The sequence below is a fragment of the Nocardioides sp. S-1144 genome, assembly GCF_005954645.2.
Taxonomy (GTDB): Bacteria; Actinomycetota; Actinomycetes; order Propionibacteriales; family Nocardioidaceae; genus Nocardioides; species Nocardioides dongxiaopingii.
The window spans coordinates 1,141,284-1,153,997 of sequence record NZ_CP040695.2 but is presented as its reverse complement, the minus strand read 5'-3'; the positions used below and the strand labels follow the sequence as shown (position 1 = coordinate 1,153,997).

Genomic DNA, 12,714 nt, shown 5'->3' with positions numbered 1-12,714 from the left:
GACCTCAGCGCCGGAGCAGCCGGCGCACGGCGTCGCGGAGCGCCTGTTCGGGGTCCACCCCGGCGTCGTGGCCCGCGCGCACCACGTCGAGCAGCCGCTCGCCGGTGCGGGGACCGAGCAGGTCGGCGAGCAACCCGGAGACGGCGGCGCCGACGGCGGCCGGGTCGTGCAGCGCGTGCAGGTGGGTGCCGTCGAGGGTGCGGACGGGCCAGCCGGAGGCGCGCGCCCGGCTCCGCTCCTCGGCGTAGGTGTCACCGAGGGCGAGGTAGGCGGTGGGAGCCTCGGCCCAGCCCGCCGGGACCGGGACGTGCTCCTGGAGGTAGGACAGCGGCACGCGCACCTGCTCGGCCTCCACCGCGGCGCGCGACGCCGCGTCGGGGAACAGCGCGTCGACGTCGTCCCACCACTGCGTCCAGACCGGCAGGAGCCCGTCGTCGGCGAGCGGGGCGAGCATCGCCAGCAGGTCCGGCGGCGCGAGCGCCGCGGTGGGAGCCGACGTCGGCAGGGCGGCGTCGACGTGGACCGTCGCGCGGACGTCGAGCAGCGTCGCGAGGTGGGGGGCGTACAGGCCGGCGTTGCTGTGGGGCACCAGGACGACGGGTCGGCCGGCCGCCGCCGCCACCACCGCCTCGACCACGGCCGCCGGCGTCCGTGGCGTGTCGCCGAGGTCGACCACCTCGACGTCGTGGCCGGCGCCGCGCAGCCACCAGGCCACCGGCGCCCACGTCGCCGGGCCGAGGAGCGGGCTCGGCACGAGCAGCAGCACCGGCGCGGGCAGGGCGGTGGGTGCGCCGGCCCGGCCGAGCCGGTCGACGACCTTGTCGGCGTACAGCAGCGCGGGCAGGGTCGGCGCCAGCCCGTCGGTGACCGAGTCGCGCCGCTTCTCCCCCGCCTTGACCGACTCCCAGAGCTCGTTGACGGCGGCCGCGTCGGCCGGCGTCGCGACGTCGTCGGGGGCGAACACGTGCGGGTTGCGCCGGCGCATCTTGGCCACGATGCCGGCCGCGACGTCGTCGAGGGTGAAGTCGCCGGTCTCCTCGGCGATCACCGCGTGGAAGTAGACCTGGAGCAGCAGGTCGCCGAGCTCCTCGCGCAGGTCGTCGGGCGTGCCCGACTCGATCGCGTCGACGGCCTCGTGCAGCTCCTCGACGAGGTAGCGCACCAGGGAGCGGTGGGTCTGCCCCGCCTTCCACGGGCACTCGGCCCGCAGCCGCCGCATCACCTCGAGGAGCTCGAGCAGCGCCGGCGAGCCCGGCCCGGGGTCAGGCACGCTCAGGCGCCGCACACCTGCTCGGCGGGCAGCGTGGCCACCAGCCCGGCGATCTTGTCGGTGACCGTCGGGTCCTCGAGGTCGAGGACGCCGGCGACGGCGCGGTCGCTGGCGGCCACCGAGACGTCGTCGTCGGCCGGCACGGGGCCCGCCTCGGTCAGGTCCAGCCCCAGCACCGGGTTGACGACCGCGTCGTGCTCCTCGAGCCAGGTGGCGGCGGCGGCGAGGCCGCGCTGCTGGGCGATGTCGGCGGAGCCGGGGGCCGAGTCCTCCGCCTCGAACTCGGCGAACCCGACCGCGGAGGCGGCGGCGCCGACGTAGGTGTTGGTGGTGGCGTAGTCGACGACCTCGTCGCGGACGTCGTCGTCGAGGTCGGCGAACTGCGCCTCGAGGTCGGAGATCGTCCGGCCGTAGTCGTCGGGGAGCGCGAGGTCCTGCTCGCCCATGAGCGCGCGCAGGGCCACCTCCTGCAGCAGCACGGTGGCCGTCGTCTGCCGCTGGATGACGCGCGGGAACGGCGTGAACTGCTGGACCTCGCCGGAGCCGAGGTAGGAGCAGACCGCCTCGGTCGCGTCGTCGACGTCGGTGAGCGAGACGTCGGTGCCGTCGGCGGAGACCGCGACGCCCGGACGGAGCTCGCCGTCGGAGACACCGCACCCGGAGAGCAGGGCGGCGGCGGTCAGGCCCGCCGCGACGGCGAGCAACGACGGGCGGACGCCGGTACGGCGCGTCGGGCGACTCACGATGACGACTCCTGGGTGGGCTTCGGGTCCAGGACGCTGTCGATGACGCCCCTCGCCCATTCAAGCAGGGCGATGCCCTCGAGCGGGCGTCCGGTGGCGCCCGGCGTGCCCGGTCGCGGCACCAGGACGGTGTCGACGGCGTGCTTGACGATCGACTTGGGGTAGAGCCGGCCCAGCCGCACGGTGCGCGACTCCGGCAGCACGACCGGCGCGAACCGCACGTTGCGCCCGGCGATGGTGACCTCGCCGATGCCGGCCTGCCGGGCCCGGGCCCGGAACCGCGCGACGAGCTGCAGCGACAGCACCTCGACCGGCGGCTCGCCGTAGCGGTCGACCATCTCCTCGGCCAGCACGTCGACGTCGTCGTCGGTGCGGACCTCGGCGAGGCGGCGGTACATCTCCAGGCGCAGCCGCTCGCTCTCGATGTAGTCGTGCGGGAGGTGCGCGTCGATGGGCAGCTCGATGCGGACCTCGTTGAGTCCTTGGTCGGCGTCCGGGGTGCCCTTGAACTCGTTGACGGCCTCGCCGACCAGCCGGACGTAGAGGTCGAACCCGACGTCGGCGATGTGCCCCGACTGCTCGCCGCCGAGCAGGTTGCCGGCACCGCGGATCTCGAGGTCCTTCATCGCGATCGCCATGCCGCCGCCGAGGTCGGAGTGCTGGGCCAGGGTCGCGAGCCGCTCGTGGGCGGTCTCGGTGAGCGGCTTCTCGGGCGGGTAGAGGAAGTAGGCGTAGGCGCGCTCGCGCGAGCGCCCGACCCGGCCGCGCAGCTGGTGCAGCTGCGACAGGCCGAGGGTGTCGGCCCGCTCGATGATCATGGTGTTGGCGTTCGACACGTCGAGGCCCGACTCGACCAGGGTCGTGCAGACCAGGACGTCGAAGGTCTTCTCCCAGAAGTCGAGCATCACCTGCTCGAGCAGCTTCTCGTTCATCTGCCCGTGCGCGACCGCGACCCGGGCCTCCGGCACCAGCTCGCGGATCCGGCTGGCGGCCTTGTCGATCGAGCTGACCCGGTTGTGGATGTAGAACACCTGGCCGTCGCGCAGCAGCTCGCGCCGGACGGCGGCGGTGACCTGCCGGTCCTCGTAGCCACCGACGTAGGTGAGCACCGGGTGCCGCTCCTCCGGTGGCGTGGTGATCGTCGACATCTCGCGGATGCCGGTGATCGACATCTCGAGCGTGCGCGGGATCGGAGTCGCGCTCATGCTGAGCACGTCGACCGACGTGCGCAGCCGCTTCATCTGCTCCTTGTGCTCGACCCCGAAGCGCTGCTCCTCGTCGACGATGATCAGCCCGAGGTCCTTCATCCGGATGTCGGGGTTGAGCAGCCGGTGGGTGCCGACGACGATGTCGATGCTGCCCTCGGCCAGCCCGGCGGCGACCTCCTTGGCCTCCTTGTCGGTCTGGAACCGGCTCAGGCCCTTGATGACGACCGGGAAGCCGCTCATCCGCTCGCTGAAGGTGCTCAGGTGCTGGGTGACGAGCAGCGTCGTCGGCACCAGGACGGCGACCTGCTTGCCGTCCTGGACCGCCTTGAACGCCGCGCGCACGGCGATCTCAGTCTTGCCGTAGCCGACGTCGCCGCAGATCAGCCGGTCCATCGGCACGACCTGGCGCATGTCGGACTTGACCTCCTCGACGGTGCTCAGCTGGTCGGGGGTCTCGGTGAAGGGGAAGGCGTCCTCGAGCTCGCGCTGCCACGGGGTGTCGGGCCCGAAGGCGTAGCCCTTGGTGGCCTGCCGCGCGGCGTAGAGCTTGATGAGCTCGGCCGCGATCTCGCGGACCGCCTTGCGGGCGCGGTTCTTGCGCTTGGTCCAGTCGGCACCGCCGAGCCGGTCGAGGGCGGGCTGCTCGCCGCCGACGTAGCGGGTGACCTGGTCGAGGGCGTCGGCCGGCACGTAGAGCCGGTCGGGCGGGGCGCCACGCTTGCTCGCGCCGTACTCGAGGACGAGGTACTCGCGGGTGGCACCCTGCACCTCGCGCTGCTTCATCTCCACGAAGCGCCCGACGCCGTGCTGCTCGTGGACGACGTGGTCGCCGGCCTTGAGCTCGAGCGGGTCGATCTGCTTCTTGCGGCGCGCCGGCATCTTGCGCATGTCGCGCGTGGAGGCCTTCTGGCCCGAGACGTCCTCGCTGGTCACGATGGCGATCCGGGCCTGGTCGTCGACGAAGCCGTGGGTCAGCGACCCGCAGGTCACCGAGACGACGGCCGCGTCGACGGCGTCGGCCGGCTCGACGAGCCGGGCCGGCACGTCGCGCTCGCCGAGCACCTCGACCATCCGCTGGGCCGGTCCGTGACCGGGGTGGACGGCGACGACGTGGTAGCCCTCGCCGCTCCAGCGGGCCAGGTCGTCCATCGCCCGCTCGACGTCGCCGTGGTAGGGCGGGACCGGCGACGCCGTCAGGGTGACGTCGCTGTCGAGCCGGCCGACCGCGGTGTCGCCGGCCTCGCCGGCGGCGTCGCCGAGCCCGAACGGGCTCAGGGTCCACCAGGAGCGACCCGCGGCCAGGGTCAGCTCGCGCACGTCGCCGATCGAGCGGTAGGACGCGGCACCGAGGTCGATCGGGGCGGTGCCGCCGCTGGCCGCGGCCGCCCAGCTCGCGCCGAGGAACTCCTCGCTGGTCGCGACGAGGTCGTGGGCGCGGCTGCGGACCCGCTCGGGGTCGACGACCAGCACGTGGGTGGCGCCCGGCAGGAGGTCGACGAGCAGCTCCATGTCATCGACCAGCACCGGGGCCAGCGACTCCATGCCCTCGGTCGCGATGCCGGCGGCGATCTTGTCGGTCAGCTCGAGGAGCTGGGGGTGCGCGCGGCCGAGCTCGGCCGCGCGGGCGCGGACCTCGTCGGTCAGCAGCAGCTCGCGGCACGGCGGCGCCCACAGGCGCTCGACCTTGTCGAGGGTGCGCTGGTCGGCCACCGAGAACGAGCGGATCTCCTCGACGTCGTCGCCCCAGAGCTCCACGCGCAGCGGGTGCTCCTCGGTCGGCGGGAACACGTCGACGATGCCGCCGCGCACGGCGAACTCGCCGCGCCGCTCGACCAGGTCGACTCGGGAGTAGGCGGCGTCGGCGAGACGCCGGACCAGCGCGTCGTGGCCGACGGTGTCGCCGACGGAGAGCTCGACCGGCTCGAGGTCGGCCAGCCCCTTCACCTGCGGCTGGAGCACCGACCGGACCGGGGCGACGACGACCCGGAGCGGGCCGTTGCTGGCGTCGTCACCGGGGTGGACCAGCCGGCGCAGCACCGCCAGGCGCTTGCCGACGGTGTCGCTGCGCGGGCTCAGCCGCTCGTGCGGCAGCGTCTCCCAGCTGGGGTAGTGCGCGACGACCTCGGGTCCGACGAGGTCGCCGAGCTCGACGGTGAGCTCCTCGGCCTCGCGGGTGGTCGCGGTGACGACCAGGACGGTGCGGTCGGCGGCGGCCAGCGCCGCCGTCACGAACGGGCGGAGCGCGGCCGGGCCGGTGAGGTCGAGGGCCGAGTCGCCCGGCGCGGCGGCACGCGCCCGCTGCGACAGGGCGGCGTACGGCGGCGTCGCCAGGACGAGGCGGGCCAGGGCGGGCAGCGACACGGGTGGTCTCCGAGGATCGATGAGCAGCACGAACGCCCCCGCCCAGACGTGGGAGGGGGACCTGGTCACAGGATAGGCGGTGGCACCGACGAGTCCCCCGCTCGCGGGACCTCCGGGCGGACCGGGGCCGACCGCGGGGTCAGGCGACGTGGCGGCGCGAGCGCGCGGCCACGTAGATCCGGTCGAGGGCCGCGACGTGGCCGGCCAGCGCGAAGCGCTCCTCGGCCCGGCGGCGCGCCTCGCGGCCCTGCTGGAAGGCCACGGTCGGGTCCATCGTGAGGATCCGCAGCGCCTCGGCCAGCGCGTGCGGGTCGCCGGGCTCGACGAGGGCGCCGGTGACGCCGTCGTCGACCAGCCCGGCCAGGGCGCTCGTCGTCGTGGCGACCACCGGTCGAGCGGCGCTGAAGGCCTCCAGGGCCACCCGGGGCCGGCACTCGTCGGCCCGCGCGGGCACCACGACCACCGCGGCGTCGCGCAGCTGCTGGTGCCGCGCGGCGTCGCCGGGCCGGGGCTGGAAGGTGACGCGACCGGGCACCAGCTGGGCGGCCCGGCGCTCGAGGGCCGCACGGGCGGGACCGTCGCCGGCGATCGTCACGGACAGGCCGCGCGGCAGGCTGCGGACTGCCTCGACCAGCACGTCGACGCCGTCGTCGTGGCCGAGCCGGCCGACGTACAGGACGCCGTGCCCCGCCCGGCTCGCCGGCGCGACGGCAGCGACGTCGATGGCGGGGTCGAGGTGCACCAGCCGGGCGGGGTCGAGGCCCCGCTGCACGAGGGTGCGGCGCTGGGCCTCGCTCGCGCAGAGCAGCACGTCGACCGGCGGGGTCCGGGTCGGCACGAGGTCGGGGTCGAGGACCAGGACGGTCGGCACTCCCGCCGCGGAGGCCGCCGCCGCGGCCGCCAGGAGCGACGGCACCGACGCGGGGTGCAGGTGCACGACGTCGGGCCTGGTGCGGCGCAGCACGCCCACCGCCGCGGCGGTCGGGTCGGCGAGGTGGTCGACGTCGTGGCCGGCCGCGCGTTGCCCGGCGAGAAGGTCGAGGAGGTACCGGTCGCGCAGTCCCCGTCGGTGGTCGATGCCGCCGACGTGGAGGACGCGCATCAGAAAGCGCCCCTCCGGGAGAGCACGGCGCTCACGGTGCGCAGGAGGATCGAGATGTCCGCGACGCCGCGGCCGTTGTCGACGTAGCCGGTGTCGAGCTGCATCGAGCGCTCCCGGCTCAGCAGCGACCGGCCGCTGACCTGCCACGGTCCGGTGATCCCGGGCTTGACCGCGAGCCGGCGTCGCTCGCCGTCGGTGAAGCAGGCGACCTCCTTCGGCAGCGCGGGCCGCGGGCCGACCAGCGACATCTGGCCCAGGACGACGTTGAGCAGCTGCGGCAGCTCGTCGAGGGAGGAGCTGCGGAGCAGCCGGCCGACCCGGGTGACGCGCGGGTCGCGGTGCATCTTGAACAGCACGCCGTTGCCGTCGTCGTTGCCCTCGAGCTCGGCACGCAGGTGCTCGGCCTCGGTGGTCATGGTGCGCATCTTGTACATCGTGAACGGGACGCCGTCGCGCCCGACCCGGACCTGGCGGAACAGCGCCGGCCCGGCCGAGTCGAGGCGGATGGCGAGCGCGGCGACCAGCAGCACGGGCGAGGCCACGACCACCAGGGCGGCGGCGAGCACGCGGTCGGCGACGGTCTTCGCGAGGGCGTAGGTGGTGCCGCCGCCCGGGGCGGCGACGAGCTCGACGGTCGAGCCGCCGACCGCGGCGACCACGATGCGGTGCGGGGCGACGTCGTCGGTGGCGCTGACGACGGCCAGGCGGGTCTCGGTGGACTGCAGGTTCCACGACAGGCGCCGCAGGTCGGCCGGGGTCACGTCGAGCCCGGGCGCGACGACCACGAGGTCGGTGGCGTGGCGGCGGACGTGCTCGACGACGTCGTCGAGCGTGGCGATCGCGGCGATCCCGAGGTCGCCCAGGCCGGTGGCCGCGCGCTCCGGGGTGGCGCCGAGGGCGAGCCCGCCGACCACCCGCACGCTGCCGTCGTCGATCCAGCGGGCGACCATGCCGCGCACCTGCGGCAGGTCGCCGACGAGGAGGACGCGCGGCGGGTGGGCCCGACGGGCACCCAGCGCGGCCCCGCCGGTGGCGACCACGAGGCCCACCGCTCCGAGGGCCAGCGCGTCGTCGAGGACGGCCGGGCCCCCGGCGAGCAGGTGCAGCGCCACGACCAGGACGGCGGCACCGAGCGCCAGGTGGCGTGCGGTGGCCGCCGACACGGCGGCCGGCGCGGGGCCGGAGCGGTGCTGGGCCGCGGGCACCTGCACCCAGAGGAGCAGGAGCACGCCGAGCGCGGCCCGCACGTCCGCGGTGAGCGCGACGGCGGTCAGGACGACCGCCAGCGAGCCCACCAGGAGCGTGACCCACGGCAGGCGCCGCAGCGAGTGCGTGACCCGGGCCCCGAGCCGCGGCGCGGGTCCGAGCTCGAGCGGCGCGGCGGCCTCGTGGGCCGTCCGGTCGCGCTCGATCGCGAAGTGAGTGCGGATTTCCGACACGTCGAACATCTGAGCCATCTGATGATCCCCCCCAGGACCTGCCGGCTATATCCCCCGATGAGACCCCGGTGAGTGGGGCCCGTCTGGCGAGCCGACGCCAGACGTGTGAAGCATGAACTGCAACCGCTTCGGATACATCATCCAAATTCGGGTTACACAGGACGTTAACGAACGACCCCGTGTCGGGCTACGTGTGATCCACAGCACCGGGGCCGGGCCACCACTACCCCCCGGACTCCGCGGCCGCGAGCTCCGACTTCCACGCGCGGAACCCCTCCTCCGTGCGGCCCGCCCGCCAGTACCCCGAGACGGAGGCGTCCGCGCGGGGCACCTCGCGCTCCTTGAGCAGGTAGGGCCGCACGCCGTGCATCACGGCCCGGGCCTCGCCGTGCACGAACGCGTGCACGCGGCCCGGGCGCCACGGCACCGCCCGGACGGCGGCCTCGAGGTCGCCGTGCACCCACGTGACCCGCACGCCACCGGGACCGTCGAGCGGTTGCTCGTGCTCGGGTCCCGGCACCTCGACGACGACGTCGCCGACGGCGTGCGGCGGCAGCGCGGCGAGCGCGGCACGGATCGCCGGCAGGGCCGAGGAGTCGCCGGCCAGCAGGTGCCAGTCGGCGGAGGGGTCGGGCGCGTAGGCGCCGCCCGGACCCCGGACCTCGAGTCGGTCACCGGGCCGGGCCGCGGCGGCCCACGGCCCCGCGACGCCCTCGTCGCCGTGGACGACGAAGTCGATGGCCAGCGTCCGGTTGGCGACGTCGGGCTCCACCACGGTGTAGGTGCGCACCACGGGCGCGTCCTCGGTGCCGAGCACCAGCTTGACGTAGCGGTCGGTGAAGACGTTGTCGGCGAACGCCGAGAGGTCGGCGCTGCGGAACCTGACCCGGACCATCCCCGGGGTCAGTCGTTGCGTCGCGGTCACCTCGAGCGTCGTTGTTCCTGGCACCCCGCGAACCTACGCCGCCGCTCCACACGGCCGCCCACACGGCGTCCGCACGGCGTCCGCACGGCGTCCGCACGGCGGGTCGCCCCGACGTCCGGGTCAGCCGAACCGGCCGTTGACGTAGTCGCTGGTGCGCTGGTCGCGGGGGCTCCCGAACATGGCCTGGGTCTCGCCGTGCTCGACGATCACCCCGGGCGTGCCGTGGGAGGCGAGGAAGAAGGCGCACTGGTCGGAGACCCGCGCGGCCTGCTGCATGTTGTGGGTGACGATGACGATCGTGACCTCGCGGGCCAGGTCGAGCATCGTCTCCTCGATGACGCGGGTCGAGGTGGGGTCGAGGGCCGAGCAGGGCTCGTCCATCAGCAGCACGCGCGGCTTGATCGCCAGCGACCGCGCGATGCACAGCCGCTGCTGCTGACCGCCCGACAGGCCGCCGCCGGGGGCGTCGAGCCGGTCCTTGACCTCGTTCCACAGCCCGCCCTTGACCAGGCAGGACTCGACGAGGTCGTCCTTCTCGCTGCGCGAGGCCCGGGTCCCGGTGAGCTTCAGCCCGGCCAGCACGTTCTCCCGGATCGACATCGCCGGGAACGGGTTGGGCTTCTGGAAGACCATGCCGATCGACCGGCGGGCGTCGATGAGGCGCTTGCCGGGGTCGTAGATGTCCTCGCCGTCCAGCAGCACCTCGCCGGCGAGCGCGGCCGACGGGACGAGCTCGTGCATCCGGTTGAGGATCCGCAGGAAGGTCGACTTGCCGCAGCCGGACGGGCCGATCAGCGCGGTGACGCCGCCGGCCGGCATCACCAGGGACACCCGGTCGAGCACCTTGCGGTCGCCGAACCACGCGCTGATCTCACGGCCCTCGATCTCGGCGAGGGCCGGGCTCGAGGGTGCCGGACCGGGGTCGGCGGGCGCGGTCTGGGCGGGCATCAGGCTGGTCATCGGGGTCCGATCTCGTGGCTGTCTCGTGTCCTGCCCGGCACCGGGCGGTCGCGGGGGTGCGACCGCCCGGCCCCGGGTGCTGGGACTACTTCTTGAAGGTGACGGTGAAGCTCTTCGAGGAGCCGAAGCCGTTGGCGTCGCCGCCGTAGACCGCCTTCAGCGTGCTCTTGCCGGCGCCGACCTTGGCCCGCTTCAGCGTGATGGTCACGGTGCCGTTGCGCAGCACGCCGGTGCCGACGGTCTTGGCACCCTCCTTGAGGGTGACCTTGCCGCTGGGCTTGGCCGAGGTCCCGGCGAACGTGACGGTGACGGCGCCCTTGGCGACCTTCGCCTTCCTGGCCACCGCGGCCGGGAAGGACTCCTTGACCGACGAGGCGGCCTTGACCGTGACCGTGCCGGCGCCCTGCGAGGCGACGTAGGCCGACCCGCTGGCGGGCACGAAGCGGGCGGTGACGGCGTACCGGCCCGGCGCCACGCCGGTCCGGCTCAGGACGGCGGTGCCGCCGCTGAGGCCGACGGAGCCGAGGACGGTGCCGTTGGCGAGGAACTGCACGCTGCCGGCCGGCGTCGACGAACCGGCGACGCGGGCGGTGAGGCGCAGCGCGCGCGCCGCGGTGCTGACGCCGGCGACCGTCGTGCGGGTGTCGACCGCGACGACCGGCTCGTTGGTGGTGAAGTCGGTCGTCTTGGCCTGGGTGGCCTCACCGCACACGCCGTCGTTCTCGGCCGTGGCGAGCTGCTTGAAGCCGGCCGCCTCGATGAGCGGGAGCGCGGCGTCGGAGCAGACGAAGCCGGCCGGGCCGAAGACCTTGGTCACCTCGGGCTTGCTGGCGTCGGTGCCGCGGACGACGTTGTAGAGCGCCCGGTCGGCCTTGAAGCCGGTCGGGATGCGCAGCTGGCCGCCGAGCAGGCCGGCGCGGCCGATGGAGAACGGGCCGACCGCGTTGGCGTCGTTCCTGAGCGGGGCCGGGTCGTTCTCCTGGACGACGGCGACGTTCACGCCGAGGGTCACGGTGGTGCCGCCGTTGAGGGCCTTGAGCTCGTTGAGGAAGAAGGAGCGCGTGCCCGACCCGTCCTGCGGGATGAGCGGCTTGATGGTGGCGCTGCTCGTGCCGCCGACCTGGTTCCAGGTGGTGAGGTCGCCCTTGTAGATCCCGAGGATCTGCGCGCCGGTCAGGCCGGCCGGGGCGTTCGAGGCCGTGGAGCCGGACACCGCGACGCCCAGGGAGTCCAGCGCGAAGGGGAAGGCCTGGAGGCCGGCGTTGGCCTCCGCCGCGTTGAGCTCGGAGGAGGAGCGGGCGAAGTCGACGTCGGCGGTGTCGTTCGCGCCGTACAGCCGGCCCTTGCCGGCGCCGGAGCCGTTGGGTCGCGCGATCTGGACGCCGGCGCGCAGGGTGATGTCGCCCCCACCGGTGGCGGCGAGGGTCACGAGCCGGTTGGCCGGGGTCGGGGTGGTGGCGTTGTAGGCGTTCGCCAGCCGGAACAGCGCGTTCTGGCTGGTGTCGGAGCCGACGCCGACGAGGTCGGCGGCGACCGGGGTGAAGGTGGTGTCGTCGGGGTCGACGGCTGCGTGGGCGGTGCCGGTGGAGACGAGCACGAGGGCCGAGCCGACCACGGTGGCCGACAGGACGCCGGCGAGAGACCTGCGTACGAACATGACGAGTGAGCTCCTCAGAGATGGTGCTGCGTGGGGTGGTGCGGGAGTGGTGGTGCGGTGGTGCTGGTCGTGCGGGTGGAGCGACGCTGGCCGGTTAGACCAGGTTCGGCAGGAGACGCACGAGCGTGTCCGTGGTCATCCAGGCCAGGGCGAGCGCGAGCGGACTCGCGAGCACCCAGACCAGGGCGGCCGACCAGCGTTGTCGGGCGGCGACGACCCCGAGCGTCAGCGCCAGCAGGAGGGCGAGCCAGAGGGCGAGCAGGGGCAGGGCGGCGCCGTCGGTGGCCATCGCCCGCTCCGACTCCGGCAGGACGACGGGACGCCCGCCCGGCGCAGGCGCGCCGTCGGTCGTCTCGGCGTCGACGTAGACAGTGGTGTCGGGGGTCAGGGCCGAGAGCCGGCCCTCGCCGACCGCGGAGACGAGGGTCAGCCGCGCGACGCCGTCGCCCGGCGGCTGCGGGAGCGGGTCGCCGTCGTACCGGACGCCGATGACCCGCAGGGTGCGCTCGCCCTGGGCGGTGACGAGGCCGACGGTGTCACCGACCTGCAGGGAGGTGAGGCGCTGGAACGGGCCGCCGTAGGTGCCGGCGCGGCCGTAGACCTGCGAGACGCCGACCTGCCCCGGGAGCACCGTGTCGCGCCGGTGTCCGGGCCCGGCCCGGAGGTCGCCGGAGGCGGTGCCCTCGACGACGACCTCCTCGAGCCCGATGGCGGGGACGCTGAGCAGCGCGACCGGGTCGCCCGCGGGCACGACGGGGCCGATCGGCGCGGTCAGGTCGGCCAGCTGGGTGCGGAACCGGTCGTGGAGCAGGCTCTGCTCCCGGTCCTGGGAGATCCCGCTGAGCACGAGCACCTGGGCGCAGGTCCAGAGGCAGACGATCGCGACCATCACCAGGGTGGTCTGGACGACGGCGTGCGCGCCCTCGGCGGGCGGCCGGGCCGGCCGCGGCGCCCTCGGCGCACGGCCCGGAGCGCCCGCCGCGGGCGCGGCCGCCGCGTCGACGGGCTCCTCGACGGGCACCGGGCCCGCCGGCTGGTCGCTGGTCACC

Annotated in this window: 9 protein-coding genes; all 9 read right to left on the bottom strand. The window is 74.6% G+C overall.

The annotated features are described in order from the left end of the window. Nucleotides 1–4: 4 nt before the first annotated feature. The 9 genes from FE634_RS21295 to FE634_RS05465 all read right to left on the bottom strand — a co-directional run bounded on the left by FE634_RS21295 (nt 5) and on the right by FE634_RS05465 (nt 12,713). Nucleotides 5–1,270: a MazG nucleotide pyrophosphohydrolase domain-containing protein gene (locus FE634_RS21295; protein WP_262347589.1), complete on the bottom strand. Its 1,266-nt coding sequence runs from the start codon at nt 1,268–1,270 to the stop codon at nt 5–7. A 2-nt stretch (nt 1,271–1,272) separates the two neighbouring features. Next, on the bottom strand, nt 1,273–2,013 hold the full coding sequence (locus FE634_RS05500; RefSeq protein WP_137294188.1) for a hypothetical protein: 741 nt from the start codon (nt 2,011–2,013) through the stop codon (nt 1,273–1,275). Continuing rightward, a complete protein-coding gene (gene mfd / locus FE634_RS05495) occupies nt 2,010–5,582 on the bottom strand; it encodes a transcription-repair coupling factor (RefSeq protein WP_138877077.1) in 3,573 nt (1,190 codons plus the stop codon). The genes FE634_RS05500 and mfd overlap by 4 nt, the downstream gene beginning before the upstream one ends. 139 nt (nt 5,583–5,721) lie before the next feature. Further along, nucleotides 5,722–6,684 (bottom strand): glycosyltransferase family 4 protein, encoded by a 963-nt coding sequence (locus tag FE634_RS05490; RefSeq protein ID WP_138875309.1) that lies wholly within the window; start codon nt 6,682–6,684, stop codon nt 5,722–5,724. Then, nucleotides 6,684–8,141 carry a sugar transferase gene (locus FE634_RS05485; RefSeq protein ID WP_262347588.1) on the bottom strand — a complete coding sequence of 486 codons (1,458 nt, stop codon included), beginning with the start codon at nt 8,139–8,141 and terminating at the stop codon, nt 6,684–6,686. The genes FE634_RS05490 and FE634_RS05485 overlap by 1 nt, the downstream gene beginning before the upstream one ends. Before the next feature lie 205 nt (nt 8,142–8,346). Continuing rightward, the gene (locus FE634_RS05480) at nt 8,347–9,072 is read right to left on the bottom strand and encodes a siderophore-interacting protein (protein ID WP_262347587.1); all 726 of its coding nucleotides are present in this window, start codon (nt 9,070–9,072) and stop codon (nt 8,347–8,349) included. A 96-nt stretch (nt 9,073–9,168) separates the two neighbouring features. Next, on the bottom strand, nt 9,169–9,996 hold the full coding sequence (locus FE634_RS05475; RefSeq protein WP_212721737.1) for a phosphate ABC transporter ATP-binding protein: 828 nt from the start codon (nt 9,994–9,996) through the stop codon (nt 9,169–9,171). A 97-nt stretch (nt 9,997–10,093) separates the two neighbouring features. Then, a complete protein-coding gene (locus FE634_RS05470; protein ID WP_148240407.1) occupies nt 10,094–11,665 on the bottom strand; it encodes a PstS family phosphate ABC transporter substrate-binding protein in 1,572 nt (523 codons plus the stop codon). A 94-nt stretch (nt 11,666–11,759) separates the two neighbouring features. Beyond that, entirely contained in the window at nt 11,760–12,713 is a 954-nt protein-coding gene (locus tag FE634_RS05465) for a sortase domain-containing protein (protein WP_138875307.1), read from the bottom strand. Nucleotide 12,714: the final 1 nt, after the last annotated feature.